General features: G+C 33.2%; 27 protein-coding genes. All 27 read right to left on the bottom strand.

Features of this window, described 5'->3' with window-relative positions; genetic code table 11:
- Positions 1-49 precede the first annotated feature (49 nt).
- The gene (locus tag LL966_RS02395; RefSeq protein WP_229349833.1) at positions 50-418 is read right to left on the bottom strand and encodes a nuclear transport factor 2 family protein; all 369 of its coding nucleotides are present in this window, start codon (positions 416-418) and stop codon (positions 50-52) included.
- A gap of 79 nt (positions 419-497) precedes the next feature.
- Positions 498-707 (bottom strand): ArsR family transcriptional regulator, encoded by a 210-nt coding sequence (locus LL966_RS02400; protein WP_229349835.1) that lies wholly within the window; start codon positions 705-707, stop codon positions 498-500.
- A 1-nt stretch (position 708) separates the two neighbouring features.
- Positions 709-1,125, bottom strand: a complete 417-nt coding sequence (locus tag LL966_RS02405; RefSeq protein ID WP_229349837.1) for a hypothetical protein — start codon at positions 1,123-1,125, stop codon at positions 709-711.
- A gap of 43 nt (positions 1,126-1,168) precedes the next feature.
- Positions 1,169-2,083 (bottom strand): helix-turn-helix domain-containing protein, encoded by a 915-nt coding sequence (locus LL966_RS02410; protein WP_229349839.1) that lies wholly within the window; start codon positions 2,081-2,083, stop codon positions 1,169-1,171.
- 12 nt (positions 2,084-2,095) lie between these two features.
- Positions 2,096-2,992, bottom strand: a complete 897-nt coding sequence (locus LL966_RS02415) for an SDR family oxidoreductase (RefSeq protein WP_229349841.1) — start codon at positions 2,990-2,992, stop codon at positions 2,096-2,098.
- A 101-nt stretch (positions 2,993-3,093) separates the two neighbouring features.
- The gene (locus LL966_RS02420) at positions 3,094-3,579 is read right to left on the bottom strand and encodes an SRPBCC family protein (protein ID WP_229349842.1); all 486 of its coding nucleotides are present in this window, start codon (positions 3,577-3,579) and stop codon (positions 3,094-3,096) included.
- Between the two features lie 139 nt (positions 3,580-3,718).
- Positions 3,719-4,189, bottom strand: coding sequence for a cbb3-type cytochrome c oxidase subunit I (locus LL966_RS02425; RefSeq protein WP_229349844.1), 471 nt, complete (start codon positions 4,187-4,189; stop codon positions 3,719-3,721).
- A gap of 17 nt (positions 4,190-4,206) precedes the next feature.
- Positions 4,207-4,647 (bottom strand): hypothetical protein, encoded by a 441-nt coding sequence (locus tag LL966_RS02430; protein ID WP_229349846.1) that lies wholly within the window; start codon positions 4,645-4,647, stop codon positions 4,207-4,209.
- A gap of 24 nt (positions 4,648-4,671) precedes the next feature.
- Positions 4,672-5,265: an NAD(P)H-dependent oxidoreductase gene (locus tag LL966_RS02435; RefSeq protein ID WP_229349848.1), complete on the bottom strand. Its 594-nt coding sequence runs from the start codon at positions 5,263-5,265 to the stop codon at positions 4,672-4,674.
- Positions 5,266-5,375: 110 nt separating this feature from the next.
- The gene (locus tag LL966_RS02440) at positions 5,376-6,110 is read right to left on the bottom strand and encodes a DUF2625 domain-containing protein (protein WP_229349850.1); all 735 of its coding nucleotides are present in this window, start codon (positions 6,108-6,110) and stop codon (positions 5,376-5,378) included.
- An 11-nt stretch (positions 6,111-6,121) separates the two neighbouring features.
- Positions 6,122-6,523 carry a DUF1801 domain-containing protein gene (locus tag LL966_RS02445; protein WP_229349852.1) on the bottom strand — a complete coding sequence of 134 codons (402 nt, stop codon included), beginning with the start codon at positions 6,521-6,523 and terminating at the stop codon, positions 6,122-6,124.
- A gap of 15 nt (positions 6,524-6,538) precedes the next feature.
- A complete protein-coding gene (locus tag LL966_RS02450) occupies positions 6,539-6,973 on the bottom strand; it encodes a GNAT family N-acetyltransferase (protein ID WP_229349854.1) in 435 nt (144 codons plus the stop codon).
- A gap of 13 nt (positions 6,974-6,986) precedes the next feature.
- On the bottom strand, positions 6,987-7,430 hold the full coding sequence (locus LL966_RS02455) for a hypothetical protein (protein WP_229349856.1): 444 nt from the start codon (positions 7,428-7,430) through the stop codon (positions 6,987-6,989).
- Between the two features lie 20 nt (positions 7,431-7,450).
- Complete coding sequence (locus LL966_RS02460) at positions 7,451-7,789, bottom strand: n-acetylglutamate synthase (RefSeq protein ID WP_229349858.1); 339 nt, start codon at positions 7,787-7,789, stop codon at positions 7,451-7,453.
- Positions 7,790-7,797: 8 nt separating this feature from the next.
- Positions 7,798-8,445 (bottom strand): suppressor of fused domain protein, encoded by a 648-nt coding sequence (locus tag LL966_RS02465; protein ID WP_229349859.1) that lies wholly within the window; start codon positions 8,443-8,445, stop codon positions 7,798-7,800.
- A 112-nt stretch (positions 8,446-8,557) separates the two neighbouring features.
- On the bottom strand, positions 8,558-9,049 hold the full coding sequence (locus tag LL966_RS02470; RefSeq protein ID WP_229349861.1) for a TPM domain-containing protein: 492 nt from the start codon (positions 9,047-9,049) through the stop codon (positions 8,558-8,560).
- 163 nt (positions 9,050-9,212) lie between these two features.
- On the bottom strand, positions 9,213-10,658 hold the full coding sequence (locus tag LL966_RS02475; protein ID WP_229349863.1) for a DUF1254 domain-containing protein: 1,446 nt from the start codon (positions 10,656-10,658) through the stop codon (positions 9,213-9,215).
- Between the two features lie 316 nt (positions 10,659-10,974).
- The gene (locus LL966_RS02480) at positions 10,975-11,724 is read right to left on the bottom strand and encodes a DUF2314 domain-containing protein (protein ID WP_229349865.1); all 750 of its coding nucleotides are present in this window, start codon (positions 11,722-11,724) and stop codon (positions 10,975-10,977) included.
- A 104-nt stretch (positions 11,725-11,828) separates the two neighbouring features.
- Positions 11,829-12,791 (bottom strand): DUF6620 family protein, encoded by a 963-nt coding sequence (locus LL966_RS02485; RefSeq protein WP_229349867.1) that lies wholly within the window; start codon positions 12,789-12,791, stop codon positions 11,829-11,831.
- Between the two features lie 27 nt (positions 12,792-12,818).
- On the bottom strand, positions 12,819-13,751 hold the full coding sequence (locus LL966_RS02490) for a hypothetical protein (RefSeq protein WP_229349870.1): 933 nt from the start codon (positions 13,749-13,751) through the stop codon (positions 12,819-12,821).
- Positions 13,752-13,765: 14 nt separating this feature from the next.
- A complete protein-coding gene (locus LL966_RS02495; protein ID WP_229349872.1) occupies positions 13,766-14,008 on the bottom strand; it encodes a hypothetical protein in 243 nt (80 codons plus the stop codon).
- Entirely contained in the window at positions 14,008-14,961 is a 954-nt protein-coding gene (locus LL966_RS02500; RefSeq protein ID WP_229349873.1) for an SPFH domain-containing protein, read from the bottom strand. The genes LL966_RS02495 and LL966_RS02500 overlap by 1 nt, the downstream gene beginning before the upstream one ends.
- A 220-nt stretch (positions 14,962-15,181) precedes the next feature.
- On the bottom strand, positions 15,182-15,565 hold the full coding sequence (locus LL966_RS02505) for a DUF5367 family protein (RefSeq protein WP_229349875.1): 384 nt from the start codon (positions 15,563-15,565) through the stop codon (positions 15,182-15,184).
- Complete coding sequence (locus LL966_RS02510) at positions 15,562-16,404, bottom strand: NAD(P)H-binding protein (RefSeq protein WP_229349877.1); 843 nt, start codon at positions 16,402-16,404, stop codon at positions 15,562-15,564. The genes LL966_RS02505 and LL966_RS02510 overlap by 4 nt, the downstream gene beginning before the upstream one ends.
- Positions 16,405-16,473: 69 nt before the next feature.
- On the bottom strand, positions 16,474-17,352 hold the full coding sequence (locus LL966_RS02515) for a helix-turn-helix domain-containing protein (RefSeq protein ID WP_229349878.1): 879 nt from the start codon (positions 17,350-17,352) through the stop codon (positions 16,474-16,476).
- A gap of 191 nt (positions 17,353-17,543) precedes the next feature.
- Positions 17,544-18,932 (bottom strand): dihydrolipoyl dehydrogenase, encoded by a 1,389-nt coding sequence (gene lpdA / locus LL966_RS02520; protein WP_219071086.1) that lies wholly within the window; start codon positions 18,930-18,932, stop codon positions 17,544-17,546.
- A gap of 583 nt (positions 18,933-19,515) precedes the next feature.
- Complete coding sequence (locus LL966_RS02525) at positions 19,516-20,100, bottom strand: NUMOD4 domain-containing protein (RefSeq protein ID WP_184161009.1); 585 nt, start codon at positions 20,098-20,100, stop codon at positions 19,516-19,518.
- Positions 20,101-20,272 lie beyond the last annotated feature (172 nt).

A 20,272-nucleotide genomic window follows, 5' to 3' on the forward strand; every position in this document is an offset into this window, starting at 1 on the left:
ACACAAACTGAGAAAAAAACCTTGCGAACTTTGCGTTTAAAAATAAACATTAAAACATTCCATTTTCATTAATATTATTTTTCGGAATTGGCTGACCTAAATCCCAAAGTTCTATGATTTTATCCGATTCGAATTTTAAGATATGAACGACAGCAAAACCAATATCTGAAGGAGTTTGTTTGAGATGCGAATGAACAGCAACCAAATCTCCATCTCTCAAAAGATGATGGATTGTAAAAATCTTATTCGGATTTGTTCTGGCAGACTCTTCCATGGCAAGCATCAAAGTTTCGGCATCACCTTTAAAGTGCGTGTTATGATGCTTGAAATTTTTTCCGACATATAATCGAAAAGCTTCGTGAGAATGCCCTTTTGCTGCCAATGTCAGGAAGTTTTTTGCGATTTCTTTCTTAGTCATAATTCAAAATTTAAAAGCAAACTAAGGTAAGGAATTAAGCGCTATAATATTTGCAGAAATGCGCAAGAAATTTATAAAATTAAATGACTTCGGATTTAATTTTTGAGAGATCCAAACCTAATTTAGCGAACTCTTTTTCGCCTAAATCGGTTATATAAAAATTCTTGTCGGAAGGTTCTTTTTTGGCAATCCAATTTTTTTGTACAAACGTCTCTAAAAGAAGTTCGCCAAGTTTGCCACCAATATGTTCGTAGCATTTTTTTGCTGGTTTTACACTTTGGGAGCTCATTTTAGATTTTCTTTTTTACTGCAATTTTAGAAGCCAGATAGACCATCGGAATGTAAGCAAAAATCAAATCAACAAAATTAAACCAGATAGGAGAGGGCAAAGTGAAAATGGTCACAATACCGCCAAATAAAAAGAATGCTCCAATTCCGAATGCCAGTTTTGTTTTGTGTTTAGTAGCGATTAAAGCGGTTGTCAGTGCGCCGGCAAATGTTCCAATTGCATGCGCTAAAAACGGAAAAAGAAAATGTTTTGGTTCGAATAAATGCATGGTTGCTTTTAAACCTTCGGTTGTGTCAACATCTGCGCCATTTGGAGCCGGAATTATAGAACCACTGATTAAAATGATACTCATATTGACAACGCTTCCGATAACAAGACCTGCAATAACGGCCAGAGTATTTCTTAAAAATGGATTCATAATATTCGGTTTTTAAATAACGAATTTATGAAAAATAAAGCAATTAGTTAAAAGATTGTCTGAATTCTAGCGGAGAAGTGTTTGTTTTTGTTTTGAACAATTTGCTAAACGATTGCTGATGTTCGAAACCTAGATCAAATGCAATTTCGCTAATCGATAAATTGGTGGTAGAAAGTTTCTCTTTTGCTTTTTCAATTAATTTATTGTGAATGTGCTGCTGCGTACTTTGACCTGTATGCATCTTCAATAATCCGCTTAAATAATTTGGAGAAACATTTAAGTTTTCTGCTATAAATTGTACCGTAGGAAGTCCTTTTTGTTTTAAAGAATCATCAGTAAAATAATCTTCTAACAATTTTTCTAAACGCGCTAAAATCTGATGACTGCTGATTTTTCTAGTAATAAATTGCCTGTTGTAAAATCGTTCAGCATAGGTTAGAAATAATTCAATCTGAGCGATAATAACATCTTGACTGAATTTATCAATATTAGATCGATATTCCTGCTGAATATTTTTGATAATATCAATAAGCATATTCTCTTCTTTATCAGAAAGATGAAGCGCTTCATTGACGGCGTAACCAAAATAATCGTATTGTTTTATTTTTTGCGCAAGCGGCGTATTCCAAAGAAAATCAGGATGAATCAATAAAGACCATCCTGTATGTTTCATTTCTGAATTTCCTTCAATAGAAAAAACTTGGCCTGGCGAAAGAAAAATCAAAACCCCTTCTTTAAAATCATATTCCTGCTGTCCGTAACGCATTTTAGCATTCGCATTTCTTTTTAAAGCAATCGAATAAAAATCAAGCATTAAACTTTTTGGTTCTTCGCTATTAAGATATTTTAAATCTTCAAAATTGTAAACGCTTACCAAAGGATGTTCGGGTTTTGGCAAATCTCGAAAATCATGAAATTCGCTTATAGTTTTAAATCGGAGAGGTTGCTGATTTGCCATAGTACAAGTTACTTAATTTTGATTGAAAATAATAGCAAATTCCTTTGCATAATCTGCCAGTTTTGTTTTTCCTAAAACCGCTGGACGATTTTGATAATAATCTTCGGCAAGCAAACCGTTATAAAGTCCAGCGTACATTTCTACCAAACCTTTCGCGATTTTTGGTTGCATTCCAATAGAGATTAATCCATTTAAAACTTCTTCATCGCTGATTAATTTCCATTCTAAATCAGGAATTCCAATTGCTTCGCCCAAAATTTTTGCTGTTTGATGTCCAGAAAGTTCTTCACTTGCCACATAACGTATTTTTTGTCCGTCAAGCGGAGTGGTAAGTTCTTCTGCAATTGCTTCTGCAATATCGTTTGGAGAAACCCACGGAATCAATTCATCTCCACCATAATTTGCTGCAATAAATCCTTGATTTTTAATCTGAGGAATATAAGCCAGTAAATTGTAATAAAAAGAAGTCGGACGCATAAATGTAATCGAAACATCTGAAAGTTTATTTAAAACGGCTTCGATTTCGTTATAACGCTGAATAATTCCAGAATTGCTTTCTAAATGTGCGCCTATGCTGCTTAAAAAGACTACACGTTTTACGCCCGATTTAGAAATAGCTTCGGCATAATTATTTCCAATGGTACGAGTAAAAGCATCTAAATCAAGATTTGGGTCAAAATAATTCGCACGCGGAATCATGCAATAAACGGCATCTGCTCCTGTAAAAGTCTGTGTTAAAAATGTAACGTCATTTACAGAGCCAATCGCAGCCGAAGCGCCGAGATTTTCAATTTCTGGCTGTCTGTCAATACTGCTTGCAATTACGGTAATTTGATGCCCTTTTTGAATTAAAGTTTTCGCTAATGGTTTGCTGATGTTCCCTAAAGAACCTGTGATGATAATTTTCATAATACTATTTTTTTGATGATACAAAGTTGCGCAGCATCAAGCAAATAGATGTAGCCAAATCTATGATTGACGTAGCTTAAATTAGTAAGATGGAAAAAGAATTATTTTTCAGAAAGCTTTCTTTCTGTTTCTGTCTGCGGTTTTCCAGTTGCATTAGGTTCGCCTTTGCCTGTTTCAATGAGTTTTTTTAAACTATTTTGAATGTAATTGGTCCATCCTGATTTACAAACCTCATAACATTCATAATCTGGAACTAACCCAATATGTGTAAAAATAAGTTGGGTTTTATTTTCTTGTTTTGAAATATCAAAAACTGCTTTAGTATTAGTCCATTCGGTATCGTCTTTGGTGAAATTGAAATAATTTTCTTCAATGAGCCAAACAACTTTCTGATTCGGAATAACTTGAATCAGCTTTATTTTACAGCGATGAATATCTTCATAATGATAGTTAAATTCGTCGCCTTCGTTTGCCGTTTTTCCTTCAATTTCTTCCGACCACCAACCTCGAACATTTTGTATGGCTTTAAAAACTTCTTCGGGAGATTTATTGACTATTATCGTTGTTGTAAAATCTTGTGCACTCATAATGTTTTGATTTAGAAAATGATAAATAAAAGTACAATCTAAAAATCAAATAGTTGAGGTGTTTAAAAGACAATTTTAAGGTGCGTTTCGGACAAGGGAAATGATTTTAGAATTCAGATTTTAGATTTTGACTTCGAGGTTAATCTATTGTGTTTTTCTTTATGTGAAAAATACCAATTAGCAAATTGATACTATAAATTGGCGTGGCTATACAAATTATTAATAAGAACTCCATAACTAAAACCGTATTAATCGACCAGTAATTATCATATAAAGGGAAATTGCTGTGTACTTGGTATCGCGGATTGAAAAAGAAGATAAACCAATAAAAAACAAAAGATCCAATCAAAATAATACTATGAATTACAGTTAGAGATTTGATAAGTCTTTTTTTAAAGACTTTTTGAACAAGCCAATAACCCAGTCCCATTAAAAAATAGCAAATAAACAGAAAAACAGTGCTTTCGATATTTCCTACTACAAAATAAGTGTCATGTATGTTTATATCTAAAGAGGCTTGTGGTTTATTGTTTTGCGCAATTCCAATCATTAAAATCAAAATAGAAACAATCCAAAATAATTGGTAGACTTTTATTTTTTGAAAATTCATCTTTTTGTTCTCATGATTTAAGCTTCTACTAATAAATAAGCAATAATGTAAATTACTCCTAACAAAATTGCCGCACTTAGTATACAAATAAAAAAAGTTCGCCAGCCACTAAACAATTCACCTCCATTATTCAGGTGGTTTTCAATGTTTTTTTCTTGGTAAAACTGAATTAAATAAGAAGTAATAAACGAATAAACTAGAGGAAAAATAACACTGGGAAAATTCTCAGGGATGTTGAAAGCAATAACTGTTATTAGGATGATAGAAATTAGTGTAACGATATAAGTTTTTCGAGCTTTTTCGAAATCATTAAAAACTTTAAAGTTTTCTGCAATGCAATATCCCGCAACCAATGGACCGCCAAAAAAAGTGGCAGCGCTTACAGCTGTTTTAGAATAGATTTTTTCGGTTGGAATTTCTTCGAAAACTGATTTTTCTGAATTTTCTTCTTCTATCATTTGTACTAATTTAAGAGTTGGGAATTATTGTATTGATTTAATTTTTAAAGGAATTTTACTGATCAGTTCAAAATGCTTTTCCATCACTTTTTCAAGCTCCAAAGTTCCGCCTAAAATGATCATTTCTTTGTTTTGGAAACGTTTACCAAGCCTGTCTTCAAGCATAATTTTTTCCATACTTTGAGCGATTTCAATTTCTCCTAGAAAATCATTCGGATGTCCAGCCGTGCAGATTACGAGTCCAAGCGGAATAGTTTTTATTTTTCTAGAAGTTTCATTCTGCCCGTATGCATATCCTACAGAATAAACACGGTCAAACCAGCCTTTTAACTTAGCAGGACAATCGCTCCACCAAACGGGATACAAAAAAATAATGCAGTCGGCTTTTTCTATTTTTTCCTGTTCATTTAAAACATCTTGCGGAATCGGAAGCTGTGTTTTTGCAAAACCTTCTCTCTCGTATTCTTCTTCAGACAGATCGCTAACAAAATTTGAAGCGTATAAATCTGAAATTTCAACGTTCCATTTTTCGGCAGCCAAAACCGATTTTAATCTTTCTAAAATCTGAAAGGTGTAGGACTTCTTGCTTGGATGTGCGTAAACAATTAGAATATTCATTTCAGATTCTTTAGATTTAAAATGGTTTCTTTTGTACGAAAATACAAATTAAATAGAAATAGAAAACAAACGGAATAATTTAAAAAGTTAGAAGTTTAATAATTTGATTTTTAATGCCCAAGCTGTTTTCTTAGATCAACATTTAAATTATACTGCTCTTCGACAGGGATAATTTTTCTTTGTACTTTATTGATATCATTTCCTTCTTCTGTCCATAAAAAAGGATAAAAATTAAAGACTTGATCGCCTTGCAAAGAAGCAACTTCTTTTGTCCAGTTTTCCCAACGGCTTCCTAAATAATATTTGTCTAAATCGTTGTTAAAGCAGAATTCTAAAAACTGTGAATAGGTAATATCAAGTGGTTCATATTCTAAATTATCAGGAGCAAAATAATACATTTTGCCGACGTCAGTTCCTAAACCGCCTCCGTTAAGAAGATAAAATCCGCCGAGAGCATCATCGGCAATTAAAAGAAAAGAAGGTGCTTCTCCAAATTCTTTAAATGTTTTTCCTTTGTTCCAATCGGGAAGACTGCGGTTAAGTTTGGCGCTTCCAGAACCTAAAATCCTAATCCAGCCGTTATCGATTAAAATACCGCCCGTTTTATAAACAATCGCGCCCATTGGTGACGCGGTGGTAATTTGCGTCTGATACAAAGCATCTTTAGCCTTTTGCGGATCTGCGGGAAGAATTTCTACTTTGTTTTTGGCGGTTTTTACCCATTCTTGCAAAGATTTCCATCCAGAATCGTTTTGGTCTATAAGTTCGTTTATTGGTCGCATTTTGGTTTGTGATGAGATTGTGGCGGTTATTAAAATGAAGGCAAATAATTGAAAAAATTTCATTGTGGTTTTTATTAATAAGGTTTCGTGATTAATCGAATTAGAACTCCTTTACGTTTAACAATGTTTTTATAATCCCATTGAATTTCTTTTGCTTTTTCCAGCCATCGTTTTAAATCTCCTTCATTTATCTGATTGATTTCGGTATAACGCATTTCAGCAGCTTTAAAAGAACCTTCATTCTGCAATTGTGCTTCGTCAAAAGATTGCCCGCTCCAAAAAAGTAATCTGACAGAACCTTTTAGTTTGCTGTATCCTACAATCGGATTTCCATCTAAAAACCAAACCGGATGAGCGTGCCAGATTTTACTTTCGGCTTTAGCCAAATTTTTATTTATAATGGAATAAAGAAGATCGCAGATTTCTTTGTCTTCTAAACTTTGCGAATCGTTGTAATTTTGAATTTCCTGACTCATCGTTTTTATATTTAATTATTTTATCTCTTTTGTTAACTCAAACAAAATATAAATTCCATTGCTCGAATGTCCTTTTTCTTTTTCGACAAATCCTTTTTTGGTGTAAAAATCAATTGCTTTTGTATTGTTCTCTAAACATTTTAAAGTAAGCGGAAATTTAGTTTTTGAAATTGCGGCTTTTAATAATTCAGAGCCAATATTTTTTCCTTGATTGTTATGGTCTACATACAAATGATGAATAAAATTATTAGGCATCCAAATCGAAATAAACCCAACAGGAATGTCATTCCAGAGGGCAGTCAAAATATATTCTCCTTGCGTTTGTTTGATAAAATCATCTAACTCAAATTCAGAAATATCATTCCATATAAAAGTTCTTTTTCTTTCTTCTAAGAAAATCTTCTGTAATTGTTTTAAATCAGTATTTCTAAATTCTACTATGCTTAACATGCATTTTTCGGCTTTAGCTTCGTTTCAGCAAAATAGTATATGCTTCATTAGATTCATTAAATTCAGTAGCCCTGACACCATTTAGACTGAGGTTGATTTTAATTTCATCATTACTTTTAAAATCTAAAATAGCTAGAATTCTGCCTTTTTCAACTTCTTTGCCTTTTTCTACAGCAACAGCGATAACATCCAAAGTTACGGGGATTTTAGATTCGTCAATTTGATATTTTAACAAACCAATTTTTCCATCGTTTTTTCCTCCTTTGATTATATAATTTTTTCCATCGATAAATTCATTATTAATAGTCATTGAAATAAAATTATCTGAAGTAAAAATCATTTTATTTTTTACTCCATTAGCATCGATTCCTTGCCAGGTTCCAACTAGGATTTCTTTTTTAGTTTGTGCATAAGAGACACTGGTTAAAATAAGAAAAAGCAATAGATATTTTTTCATTGTTTAAACGGTTTAGATTTTTATTGTTCTTCAATTATTGAATTTCCTTTAGATAAATCTCCAGAAGTCCATTGCCACGTTTCGTTAAGCCTTATTTTTCCGTTTGATAAAATTTCAGGTTTAGAACTGCAGAAGCCCGTCATAAGTTCTCCTTTTTCATTTACCTGATGGTATCTCATTTCGATATTTCCCGCTTTATCAACTAAACCAATTAAATGTCCTTTAATGATTTTTCCGCCAGAATACTCAGAAGTTAAAATATTTCCTTCTTGTTTGTAATGAAAGACGGTTTCATTAGATGTTTCTCCATTTTCGGTATTACTTACAGGTTTGAAAATTTTGTTATTATAATTAATCATTTTGATTTTTAACTTTTTCGATTTAAATCGGTAATTAATAAGGAATTGTTTTCTTTTAGTTTATTGACAAGTGCCTCGACGGTGTCTGGATTTTCTTTGATATTTTCATATTCTTCATCTGTGATACCAACAATTTGCAGAAAGGTTACTTCTCCGTGAGGTGTTTGTTTTTTCGGAACTTCTGGATCATTTACAAAAACTAAAGCGGTAATTTCAGTTTCGGTATCCAGTCGAATTGGACCATTTGCAGGCATATAATGAAATTCTTCAAACCAATTTCCGCTACTAAAAACATATTTGGCAATGTTTTGTAATAGTGCTACAGCCCAGCTTGGATTTTCATTATCTGCTTCAAAAGGTTTTAATCTGAACGTAAGCTCAAATCCCCATTTACTGAATTCACCGTCTGCTTTTTCTTCGTTATAATACAATTCAGAAAAACCATATGTGATAAAATGATAATGATCTTCCTGATTTTTACTTTCATAATAGCTTACGCCGTCAAGCGGATGTTCTCCGCCAAGCATATAACTAATCGCAGGAGCAAAATGTTTCGGCTCTTGATTAGGATAAAGACGATCAAATTCTTTGTCAATTTCTAACCAGCCAACGGCATCGTCTTCTGAAAATTCTTTTTTATATTCTTCTAAATTCATTTTGAATATTTTTTCTAAGTTAAAGCTTAGACAAGATATTGCTTTTATCGGAAAAAAATGAATTTGAAGTATAAAAAAATCCGATTTATGGAAGTAAATCGGATCGTGTTTTTTATTCTATTTTTTTTACTAAATGAAGTGTACCAGCCTGTAGACCTTTAAAATAATCTCCTTTTTTTAATTCTGGAATTACATAAGTCGAAATAATATCTTTTAATTCCGGATCGGTAATTTTAGCGCCTATCTTAGCAACTCCTTGAAATTGTATTTGTCTCAATTGTTTGCTTATTACGATTAATACGGCAGTGTCAATTTTCAGTTTAGAAAATAAGTAATTGTCTAAGTGTCGAGAATATTCGTTTAAATCGCTATAAGGACTAACAGACTCAGCACTTACGATAAGAATCTTAGATTTGGTTTTGGCTTCGCTTGCTTTTAAAAAATCATTTAATTCTTTGACTTGTTTTGGTGTAAGAATGTGTTCAAAATCATTTACATAATCATAAGACTTTGCAAAAATATTTTGAGGTTCGGTTTTTGTTTGTGCAAAAAAAAGATGAGGTAAAAAAAGAACAATAATTAAAAAGAAATGTATTTTTTTCATGGCAGATATGTTTTGGGCGCTGCAAAACTACTGTTTTAATATTAAAAATTCATGGCGAAATTGTTACTAAAAATCATTTTTTATTTCTCATAAAAGACAACAAAAAAATCCAATCTGTTTTCACAAATCGGATTAAATTTTTCGGGTTAATTTCTTTTCCTAATTATTTTACTTTTTCTAAATCATTTAGTTTCCAGCTTTGATCATATAGGTTTGGTTTAGGGCCATAAAAACGTGCAAGAATTTCAAATTTGCCATTAGAATCTGTTGGCACCCAATTAGATTCACCACTTTCTGGTGGCGTTGGACCAAAGTAAAGATCAACAGTACCATCACTATTGGTTTTAAGCCCTGGTGTTTGTGAAGAACGAGCAGCCCATTTTTTATCTCTTATGAAAGTATGGGTTTCACGATTGTACACGGTCATTGACCAATATTGTTTTACGGGAACATTGGCAGGAACGGTAACTTTATAAGTGTTTTTTCCGTCAAGCGGATTACCTTCTTTATCCGCTGTTTGCATTAAATAATATTGAGATTCACCCAAATGCTTGGCACTGAAGAATGCAATCATATAACAAACTGCACGATTATCTATTGGATAAATTTCAGATATTCCGTAAGTGCTTTTCACACTTCGAATATTATCCTCATCTGCAGGAAAGAACCAGTGAGTATCTTTATAAAATGGTTTTGTAGCTTCATATTTATATTCTAGCCATTCTTTTGCAGTCTTAACGGCGTGTGCTAATATTTCTTTGGTACGGGCATCGGGACTGAATGATTTTCCTCTTTCTATACCTATTGTTTTTAAAGGATCAATCATAACACGATCTCTATTAAGCCATGGCTCAATCTGAACTATTTTATTTAAGGTTTCGTAAAAAGTGAAGTCAAAAGGTATATTTGATTCGTATACTTTATCGCTTGCATCTACAAAAGTTGTAGTAGGATTATTTGAAGCTTCACTTAACGGATAAAGTTTAATTCTTTTAGAATATGCGACAGCTGTTGCAACATCAGCAGGGCTTCCGCTTTTTAAAACAGAACGTAACAATGCGTAACCTCTGTAAGTATCAGATTGTAAAGGAATATAACCTGAAGGGATTTTACTTTTATCAAAACCTGGCGGTAAAAAAAGGTATTTTCCTCCTTTGCCCTTATCAACTCCTCCTGGGCCAACATCTTCTAGAGCATTTTGCCAATACGTCATAACGCTTCCATTAAAAACGCCATTATCAGCTGGCGGAATTTCAAGTACAACAGGTCCTACTTTTTCGGTATTGAAAAAGGGCATTAAATAAATTACATCGGGATTTGGAGTCAGGGTTTGATTTTTCCAGTCTAATAGTTTTGGCCAAATAACAACTTGATTGTAATTGCCATTTAATTTCTCCAACGCGTCATACATTAATTGGAAATTAACAGCAGGCATTCCCCATATCGCAGCTTCAACGCCACGTTGATACAGAATTTCTTCTTTAATATTTGTCGGTTTAAACGCAGTTGTGGTGTCTTTGCTGCTTTTTTTTTCAATAGCTGCTTTTTTAGTCTGATTACAAGCTAAAAGCAACAGTAAAGTTAAAACTGAAAGGAAGTTTTTTTTCATAATATTAATTTATTAGGAGTTATAAATTTTATTATTCTTCATTATTCAGCTATAATCAAATGGTAGACTTTATAAGTGAGAAAAGCCGAAGTTAACCTATATTTTCTGCCTCTTTTTCTAACTGATTAAAAGCAGTACTTATAATTTGTATTGGATTTCTAAAAGATTTAAGTCGTTGTCGTGATTTTTGTAAGTATAAAAATACAAAAAAAAGATTGTAAAATGTGATAATTTTTTGTAATGTATTCTTTTTCAGTTGTTTTTGTATTGTGATCAAAAAATCCGACTTGCATTCACAAATCGGATTCCTTACATTTTATTGCAGTAAAGGCAATAGATGATCCCACTTTAGTTCTGTGGCATAATCCAAGGCTGTTTTTCCATATTCATTTTTTGCTTTTACATCGGCACCAGATTCGATTATAATTGCAACAGAACTGCTATTTCCAGCAATTGCTTCGCGGTGCAAAAAGGTATAGCCCAAATCATCTTTTCCTAAAACTTCTTCAGGATTGTTTTTTAGAAATTCGACAAGACTTTCCTTCATGTTTTTGCTCATCGGATGCTCAATTAGGTTTTCGGGATTTTCTTTTTGATCTGAAACGACTTCAATATCATTAAAATCGCCAAACTCTAATCCCCAAGCGGCATCATGCTGTTCTCTTTCTTCATCGCTCATTTCAGAACGCATGGCATGAATTGTAAAGGCTCCGTAGGTTTTTCCTCCAATAGCAAATAGCCAGTCGCTAATTTGATTTACTGGAATTGCTATTTCGTCTCCATTATTTACGTTCGTCAACTCGTCTGGATCATTTACTAAAATACCGTAAATGTTTTCGCCATCAAAGTTTACATCGTTAATCCACATATGCTCAACAATTGTCTCTCCGTCTATTTCCTGTGTAAAAGCTAATTTTACGCAGGCAACATCCAATCCTGGAATTATTCGTCTGTATTCCCAAGATAATTCTCTCCAGAAATATTTAAAGGTTTCTTGGGCTTTTTTGTAAGCCTCAATCATTTTTGGATTTTCTCCGTCGGCGTAGAATATTTTTGTCTCTTCCATTATATTTAATTTTAAATGATTCTTATTGAATGGTGAACAGCATTAAACGAATAAAAAACCGATTTGTTTTTTACAAATCGGTTTTTTTATCCTTAGAAATAAATTTAGAAATTTACATCGTCTGCAATATTTCCACCTTGTTCTGCGGCGAATTTAGCAGCATATTCTTTTTGTTTTTCTTGTTGATAGTCTGAAAAAGTAATGATATCTTCAGAATTCCAATTTTGGTTTTGCTCGGTCATCCATTGCATTGCTACAGATTGGAAGTCTGCCAAATTGATTCCGAAGTTTTCTAAAATCCATTGTGCGCCGTCGATTCCGTATTCGTAAGCGGCTTGTCTCGCTCCAGCCAATTCTTCGTAGAAATAACGATCCGTTTTTATTCTTTCTAAGTTAGCGGCACCTTCTTCTGAAATTTCTGCTTTAAGATTTTCCAATTGCGGAACGGTTACATTTTCAGCATAATACTGTCCAAATAAAGTTGTAACAGTAAACGAAGTGTCCTCGCCCATACGCTGCGGCCAGATTGTGTTTAATTCTTCCCAAATAGCAGGTTCAAATCCCATTGCTTTACAAACTTCCAGATAATCAATTCCTGCACTTATTTTAAGGCACATTGCCGTATACGTTCTTAAATCTACACCGTGAACAGGCTCAAGAAACGGATTGTTATCGTCAACTTTTACAAAACCTGAAGTCTGAATGCCACTGTATTTTAAAGAATTGGCGTGCTCAAAACGAATCATTTGATCGGAGTCGCAGTTGTTCCATTCTGTATAAACCGCTCTTCTGTAATTAAAATAGATGTTTTGAATGTCTTTTTCTTCCAGATTTTCTCCGCTTGCACGTTCATCTGCAATCCAAGCTTCGGCTCTTTCAGCCACTTCTGCATCAAAATCTTCTACTGTATAATGTGTTCCGTGTAAAGTTTCAGGATCGTATTCTACTTCTTGATAATCATTTTCATAGTTGTCTTCGTGATTGTCATTCGATGTTTGAACAGGCTCGTAATTTTGATTTTCTTGTTTGTTGTCTCCAGTTAGAGATCCAAAAAGTTTTTTAAACATTTCTCGATTTTTAGGGATTAATATTTATTAATAGTTCAATTGATTCTGATACATTTTTTCGTTGTGCTCTTTTAAATCGGGCGTGATTTTATTCCATTCATCGTATAAAGCTCGCAAATAAATCTGACGTAGCTTTGGAGCGTTTTGAATCGCAAATTGTCTCTGCTCTTCAAGATCTTTCATTTTTGTCTGAACTTCATTTAAAATCCTTTTATCAGATTCATGAATGATACTCAAACTCAATTCATGACGCTGATGATACAGTTGGCGTTCTTTATCTTTTTCGCGTTCAAATTCTGCTAATAAATGTGCCGTTCTTTGCTCTGCCAATTCTTTAGCAATATTTTGTAAATTTCGTGCTAGACTACTTGGAGCAAATGTATTTTGCGTCTGGCAATACGGACAAGAAATATACGTTTCGATTAAAAAGATTTTCTTGATTGCTATGGCGCCGCCGCATTGTGTACAGCTAAATTTGTTTTTAGTAGTTTCGTAGTTGTCTAGTATTTTTTGATATTCGATTTCTAGATCACGTTCCTGAGTTTTATCGATTTGTTTTCTCCAGTAATTGTATTGGTTTTCAAATTGATTGTAACGATCGGAACATGCTCCTCTAAAATCTGAAAGTAAATGATGATGTTTACTTAAAACAGAAATCTGCGCATTGAGATTGTAATAAAGATTATTTATCTTTTCTTCGTACGTATCTCTGGCTTTTTCACGAATATTATTAAGCTGGCCGTTTACTCCAGAATAAATTCTGTGAAAAGTTCTTTTATAAAAATCGTCATCGCCTTGAAGAATTTCTTTTAATTCAGGAATTGCTGCAGTGGCAAATTCTTCCATTTTAGTTTCAAGTTTTTCTAAAAAACTAAACCATCTTTCTTGTGCTTCCTGAAGTTCTGAATACCACTCTGGAAGTGCTTCTTCGTCTTTTTGTTTATGAAATAATCCGAACACTATTTTTAATATTTTTAAAGTGAATTATCTTCTTTTTTAATGTAAACTCCGTCTGTAAGTTTTACATTTATAAATTCGAAACCACAATACGCACAATTGGTTAAGCCGTCTTGTTTCGCTCTTCCAGCCCCGCAATTTGGACAGTCTTTAGCATTCATTTTAGCTTCGCTAATTTCGAATTCACCGCCGTAATTGGTTTGGTTTTGTGCTTTTTGTTTTAGTTTGTCTAAAAACGAATTGACTTTTTTCTCTTCCATTACAATTGACTTAATAATTCGGTTTTCTTTGTTTTGAATTCGTCTTCGTCAATTAAACCAGCATCAAATAAAGATTTCAGTTTTTGAAGTTTTGCAGTGAGATCGTCTGCCGTTTCCTGCTTTGGATTTTCCTTATTTTGCTGTAATTGGTTTAAAAGAATTCCAGTACTTACTGCATTTAAGGTCGCATCGTGAAGAGCAGTCCCTTTATCTCCAATGGCAGTTGCGGTATTGAATTTGGTAAACTTATCCATATCGGTTACCATATTCATATTAGTGATTTTATCGTAATGTGCTGTAACTTCTTCAGGTAAGGTTACGCTTGTAATGACAAATTGTGTTAATTCTAGTCCTAGTTGTTCAAAATAAGGTTTTAAATACGGTTCTATTTTTTTGCCAAGCTGTGTAATATTTCCAGCTACATCGGTCACAGTAATATTTTCGTTTGCCAAAACTTCTCCAAATTTTGGAGCAACAAAATCTCTAAGCTGATTTTGCAATTCAAAAATCGTAAGCTGCTTGTAAGTTCCTGCGTATTGACGAAAGAATTTAGCAACATCGGCAATTTTGATATCAAAACTTCCGAAAGCACGAATTCTTATTTTTCCAAATTGCGGATCGTTAAGCAGAATAGGAGCGGGAGTGCCCCATTTGTTGTTGATGAATTGATGCGTATTGAAAAAGTAAACATCTGCCTTAAACGGACTTTCAAAACCGTATTTCCAGCCTTTTATTGAACTTAAAATCGGAATGTTTTCGGTAGATAAAGTATGAAGTCCAGGAGAAAAAATATCTGCAAGCTGACCTTCGTTTAACAACATGGCGTGTTGACTTTCGCGAACGGTTAATTTAGCTCCGTTTTTTATTTCTTTGTCTTCATCGTGGAATTTCCACATTAATAAATTAGGATCGCTTGTCGTGGCTTCGATTATTTCTATAAAAGGTAGTTTCATTACTTTCTTATTTATAAAGAATAAAAATAATGAATTTGAAATGATGAAAAAATTTTCTTACGTGAAATTTTTGACAAATTTTTGTTTGGTGGTGTTTTCTTTACGGATTGTTGAGAATGCTTTGTGAATGGTTGCTTTTTAGGAAACGGTTTTTAAACAAAAAGCAAAAATCCGAATTGCACTTTTACAATTCGGATTATCTAGAATAAGTTTCTGTTTTTTATTTACTTTCAAATCTCTTTTTCCAATAAAAATATACTGTTAAGACATTTAAAACGGCAAGAAGCCACAACAAAGGATTGCTGAAAAAATCTTGATAAGTATGTCCTTTAGGAATTTCTACAAAAGGGACAAAGATTAAAATATCTAGTAAAATAGCAGTCAAAGACATTATGATGCCAATTGGAATTCCTGATGTCGAAATTCCATTTTGATAATAAAACGAAGCTCCAAAAATCGAGTAGAAAACAATTAAAATGCAGATTAGTGCTGTTTGTATGTTCAAGGAATCTTTTACAATAGGAGTGTGTTCTAGAATAAAAAAGCTTAAAGCGACAAAAATCCAGAGTATTACGCCCGATAAAACTGCTCTCAGATAATTCATGACAGTTCGTTTACTTTGTTCCAAATTCCAGTTTCTGCTGTTTTTACAACATATTCGGTAAAATCTATAGCTTTTCGACCTAAAACTTTTTCAATATCATTTGTAGTGCTAGAATTTCGTCCATCCAGCACTTCTGTAAACAAATAATTTACAAGCCAAATTTCGTCTTCATGAACCTGATATTCGCGAAGCATCTTCACGTACTCTTCAAGTTCTACTGCTTGAAAGATAATGTCTCTTTTTGTAATTTTTGCTATTTCAGAAACTGCCTGCTCAAAATTAAGCAGACGAGGACCGGTTAATTCGTAAGTCTTACCATTATGTTTTTCGTTTAAAAGTGCTTCTGTGACTACTGCTGCAATATCATCTGCATCTGTAAAAGGCTCGAGGACATCGGCTTTTGGCAATGCTACAAATCCAGCTGAAATAGGTTCTAGAAAAATACTTTCGCTAAAATTCTGATTGAACCAAGATGCTCTTACGATTGTCCAGTTTTTGGCTTTGGCTTTTACAATTTCTTCACATACTTGCGCTTCTTTTTCGCCTCTTCCAGAAAGAAGAACCATTTTTTCTACTCCATTCTGTGAGGCAAGAGTTGTAAACTTCTGAATGATTTCTGGTGCGGTTGGTATTGCAAGATCGGGTTGAAAGGTAATGTAAACAACATCAATGTCTTTTATGGCATTTAACCAAGTTTCTTGTTTTTCCCAATCAAAAGGAATTTTGGCAGATCGCGAACCAATTCTGACTTCTATATCTTTTTGTGTTTCTAATAGTGCGGCAACTCTGCGGCCCGTTTTTCCGTTGCCTCCCAGTACTAAAATTTTCTTTGTTTTCATGATTAATGATTTAATTAATGATGATACAAAGTTGCAGACATCAACATAAAAAGATTTGTCTGAAAGGAATTAAGATTTGTTTGAAAAGAATTGTTTTTTGACTTCGTTTGGTCTTGATCCAAATTTTTTCTGGAAAGCGTTAGAGAATGAACTTAAGCTTTCGTAACCAACTTCCCATGCAGTTTCTTGTACAGTTTTGTCGCTGTTGCAAAGTAATTCGTAAGCTTTGTTGAGTCTTTCTTCGTGAATGTATTTGTAAACTGGAATTCCAAAAAGTTCTTTAAAGTTCTTTTTGAGTTTATTGCTGTTTAAACCAATTAGTTTAGATAATTCTGTAAGGGTAGGCGGTTTTGAATAGTTTGTGCTAACGATATCTTTTGCCTGAAAAAGTTTTTCTTTGTCTTTTTCGGTTAAATCTGTTTTCTTTTCTGTAGAAAGCAGTGCAAAATAATGCGCCAGTAATTCATTCACCTGACTTTTTAAGAATAATAATCTTGTATTGCCAGCATAAGTGGTATTGAATATTTTTTGAACGGCCAATTGCATTTCAAGGGTCATAAACAGCGTTGGACCTCTTACAAAATGTGCCGATGGATTTACTAATTCGGGCAGCTGTTTTTCAAAAATCTCTCTTTCTTCTTTTGGTAATGTCTGCAGGGTTTTCAGCTTCGCAAAAATGCTGATAGATTGTAAAGGCTTTTGGGGAGCAATTTTATGCGAAAAAGAAACTTTCTGATTTCCAAAAAAAGAAATCGCTAAGCCAGTTGTGTTTGTTAGGTATTTTGTTTGATCGTTATGTTTAATTTCCAATTCTACATTTCCAGAACCATAAAAAGCAAAACCTACTGCATCACCATCAATCTCACATTGCTGCACAAATTCTTTGTCAGAATTAGATTGTTCAATGAGGACAATGAAATTATTTACTTCTATGATATCGGTGGTCATTTTTAATTAGTTAATTAGAAAATTAGAGAATTAGATAATTTTGGAAGGCCTAATCTAATCAAATATACAAAAGTACTTTGGTTTGAATATTTTTATCTTACTGAGCATATTAAACAAAAAAATCCGACTTGTTTTCACAAATCGGATTTTTATAAATTGAAAATTATATATAAGCGTAAAACGGTATATTTTTACAAGTGAATTACTTCGCCGTAAGCATCAGCTACAGCTTCCATAACAGCCTCGCTCATTGTTGGGTGAGGGTGGATAGATTTTAAGATTTCGTGACCAGTAGTTTCTAGTTTACGAGCTACAACTGCTTCAGCAATCATATCTGTAACACCAGCACCAATCATGTGGCATCCTAACCATTCTCCGTATTTAGCATCGAAGATTACTTTTACGAATCCGTCAGCATTTCCAGCCGCTTTTGCTTTTCCAGAAGCTGAGAATGGGAATTTACCAATTTTTAATTCGTAACCTTTTTCTTTTGCTTGCTTCTCAGTTAAACCAACAGAAGCGATTTCTGGAGTCGCATAAGTACAACCAGGAACGTTTCCGTAATCGATTGGGTCTACGTGTAAACCTTTAATTTTTTCAACACAGTTGATTCCTTCAGCAGAAGCAACGTGAGCTAAAGCTTGACCTGGAGTAACGTCTCCAATTGCGTAGTATCCTGGAATATTAGTTGCGTTGTAAGCGTTTACTAAGATTTTATCTCTGTCAACAGCAATTCCAACTTCTTCTAATCCGATGTTTTCAATGTTTGTTTTGATTCCAACAGCCGAAAGTACGATGTCAGCTTCTAAAACTTCTTCTCCTTTTGCTGTTTTAACGAAAGCTTTAACACCAGCTCCAGTTGTATCAATACGCTCAACAGAAGAGTTTGTCATTACTTTAATTCCTGATTTTTTCAAAGAACGCTCAAATTGTTTTGAGATATCTTCGTCTTCTACAGGAACTACGTTTGGCATAAATTCTACGATAGTAACGTCTGTTCCCATTGAGTTGTAGAAGTGAGCAAACTCAACTCCAATTGCTCCAGAACCAACAATGATCATAGATTTTGGTTGAGTTGGTAACGTCATTGCCTGACGGTATCCAATTACTTTTACTCCGTCTTGAGGTAAGTTTGGTAACTCACGAGAACGAGCACCAGTTGCGATGATAATGTGATCAGCGCTGTATTCTGTAACTTTATTGTCTTTATCGGTAACGTCAAGTTTTTTTCCTGGTTTTAGTTTTCCAAAACCTTCAATAACGTCAATTTTGTTTTTTTTCATTAAGAATTGAACTCCTTTGCTCATTCCTTCCGCAACACCACGGCTACGTTGAACAACTGCAGGGAAATCTTTATCAAATTCAGAAACTTTCAATCCGTAGTCAGAAGCGTGTTTTAAATAATCAAAAACCTGAGCAGATTTTAAAAGCGCTTTTGTTGGAATACATCCCCAGTTAAGGCAAACTCCACCAAGATTTTCTTTTTCTACTACAGCTACTTTAAAGCCTAATTGAGAAGCTCTAATCGCTGTTACATATCCTCCAGGACCACTTCCTAAAACAATAACGTCGTATTTCATTTTTTTTGTTTTTAGTATTAACTACCGAAAAATGAAGTCTACAATTCCGAAACTCATCTTTCGATTTATTCTTTTGTTATTTGTGATTGCGAATTTAAGGATTTATTTTAAATCAACGTCTGAAAATTTGTTTTTAAAAGCACAGATTTTGGTCTTTTCACAGAAACTGAAGGAATTGTGAATTGTAAATTGTGAATTATGAATTGTTTTTTGTGATTTAGTGATTAGTTCTTAGTAATTAGTCCTTAGTAATTAGTTCTTAGTAATTAGTTCTTAGTAATTAGTTCTTAGTAATTAGTTCTTAGTAATTAGTTCTTAGTAATTAGTTCTTAGTAATTAGTTCTTAGTAATTAGTTCTTAGTAATTAGTCCTCAGTAAATAGTTTTTAGTAAATAGTTTTTAGTAAATAGTTTTTAGTGAATAGTGAGGAGTGCTTTGGGAAATTTAAAAAAAATAAGCCACAGATTATAAAGATTAAAATGATTTAAAAAAATCTGTGTTAATCTTTATAATCTGTGGCTTATGTAATTGTAATGATGAGCTATGAATCAATAATTTACCATTCACAATTAACAATTCATAATTAAATCTTCACGTGCCCCCAGTTTTCGCCGCTTGCAATTCTTCTAATTTGCATTTCGCTGACACCGAACTGTTTGGCAATCATTTTAAGGCGTGTTTTTTGCTCAGGTCTTGCTAGTATTTTTTTAATTAACATCACTTTTGTTGTGGTTAATTTTCTTCCGTCGGCTTTTAGATTATGTTCGATAAGATTCTTTTTCGCCTGAATAACACGTGGACTTTTACGGCTATGCGCCATCATTTCCTGTTTGGTTGCCCAGCGTAAATTACTAATATCGTCATTACTTCTGTTATAATCCAGATGCAATACATAAGTCTGATCTTCGGAATCTTTCGGAATAAAATATTGAGCAACTAATTTATATAAGAAGAGGTATTTGTTAACGATTTTGTCGTCTTTTTTAACCTTAAAACGGAAAGTCGGATATCCGTCACTTAAGCCACCTTTTAGTATTCGGCCATTTTCAATTTCGTCAGTAAAACTTATTAATCGTCCTCTGTTTGAAATGGCATATTTTAATTGTAATGAGGCGTTTATTTCTATTTCTTTAAATTGTTCGTTTGGGTAAAATCGGTTTTGTGGCATTTTCTTTTACATTTGATTTCTATACTCTCAAAGATAAATAATAAACCAAAAATGTAAGCTATCTACTTGATACTGAAATGTCAATTTTATGATTTCTATAACGCTATTTTAACGTTTTGAAATCATTTTGACAGTTTTTAGTCGGATTTTAAATCACAAATTATGAAATATG

Source organism: Flavobacterium chungbukense, assembly GCF_020805785.1.
Lineage (GTDB): Bacteria > Bacteroidota > Bacteroidia > Flavobacteriales > Flavobacteriaceae > Flavobacterium > Flavobacterium chungbukense.

Coding starts and splice junctions, on each gene's coding strand:
- LL966_RS02420 (WP_229349842.1), bottom strand. CDS start 3,579: ATGAGTGCACAAGATTTTACAACAACGATAATAGTCAATAAATCTCCC.
- lpdA (WP_219071086.1), bottom strand. CDS start 18,932: ATGAAATACGACGTTATTGTTTTAGGAAGTGGTCCTGGAGGATATGTA.
- LL966_RS02430 (WP_229349846.1), bottom strand. CDS start 4,647: ATGATAGAAGAAGAAAATTCAGAAAAATCAGTTTTCGAAGAAATTCCA.
- LL966_RS02445 (WP_229349852.1), bottom strand. CDS start 6,523: ATGAGTCAGGAAATTCAAAATTACAACGATTCGCAAAGTTTAGAAGAC.
- LL966_RS02395 (WP_229349833.1), bottom strand. CDS start 418: ATGACTAAGAAAGAAATCGCAAAAAACTTCCTGACATTGGCAGCAAAA.
- LL966_RS02480 (WP_229349865.1), bottom strand. CDS start 11,724: ATGGAAGAGACAAAAATATTCTACGCCGACGGAGAAAATCCAAAAATG.
- LL966_RS02510 (WP_229349877.1), bottom strand. CDS start 16,404: ATGAAAACAAAGAAAATTTTAGTACTGGGAGGCAACGGAAAAACGGGC.
- LL966_RS02485 (WP_229349867.1), bottom strand. CDS start 12,791: ATGTTTAAAAAACTTTTTGGATCTCTAACTGGAGACAACAAACAAGAA.
- LL966_RS02435 (WP_229349848.1), bottom strand. CDS start 5,265: ATGAATATTCTAATTGTTTACGCACATCCAAGCAAGAAGTCCTACACC.
- LL966_RS02425 (WP_229349844.1), bottom strand. CDS start 4,189: ATGAATTTTCAAAAAATAAAAGTCTACCAATTATTTTGGATTGTTTCT.
- LL966_RS02415 (WP_229349841.1), bottom strand. CDS start 2,992: ATGAAAATTATCATCACAGGTTCTTTAGGGAACATCAGCAAACCATTA.
- LL966_RS02475 (WP_229349863.1), bottom strand. CDS start 10,658: ATGAAAAAAAACTTCCTTTCAGTTTTAACTTTACTGTTGCTTTTAGCT.
- LL966_RS02515 (WP_229349878.1), bottom strand. CDS start 17,352: ATGACCACCGATATCATAGAAGTAAATAATTTCATTGTCCTCATTGAA.
- LL966_RS02495 (WP_229349872.1), bottom strand. CDS start 14,008: ATGGAAGAGAAAAAAGTCAATTCGTTTTTAGACAAACTAAAACAAAAA.
- LL966_RS02500 (WP_229349873.1), bottom strand. CDS start 14,961: ATGAAACTACCTTTTATAGAAATAATCGAAGCCACGACAAGCGATCCT.
- LL966_RS02505 (WP_229349875.1), bottom strand. CDS start 15,565: ATGAATTATCTGAGAGCAGTTTTATCGGGCGTAATACTCTGGATTTTT.
- LL966_RS02470 (WP_229349861.1), bottom strand. CDS start 9,049: ATGAAAAAAATACATTTCTTTTTAATTATTGTTCTTTTTTTACCTCAT.
- LL966_RS02465 (WP_229349859.1), bottom strand. CDS start 8,445: ATGAATTTAGAAGAATATAAAAAAGAATTTTCAGAAGACGATGCCGTT.
- LL966_RS02400 (WP_229349835.1), bottom strand. CDS start 707: ATGAGCTCCCAAAGTGTAAAACCAGCAAAAAAATGCTACGAACATATT.
- LL966_RS02450 (WP_229349854.1), bottom strand. CDS start 6,973: ATGTTAAGCATAGTAGAATTTAGAAATACTGATTTAAAACAATTACAG.
- LL966_RS02405 (WP_229349837.1), bottom strand. CDS start 1,125: ATGAATCCATTTTTAAGAAATACTCTGGCCGTTATTGCAGGTCTTGTT.
- LL966_RS02525 (WP_184161009.1), bottom strand. CDS start 20,100: ATGCCACAAAACCGATTTTACCCAAACGAACAATTTAAAGAAATAGAA.
- LL966_RS02410 (WP_229349839.1), bottom strand. CDS start 2,083: ATGGCAAATCAGCAACCTCTCCGATTTAAAACTATAAGCGAATTTCAT.
- LL966_RS02440 (WP_229349850.1), bottom strand. CDS start 6,110: ATGAAATTTTTTCAATTATTTGCCTTCATTTTAATAACCGCCACAATC.
- LL966_RS02455 (WP_229349856.1), bottom strand. CDS start 7,430: ATGAAAAAATATCTATTGCTTTTTCTTATTTTAACCAGTGTCTCTTAT.
- LL966_RS02460 (WP_229349858.1), bottom strand. CDS start 7,789: ATGATTAATTATAATAACAAAATTTTCAAACCTGTAAGTAATACCGAA.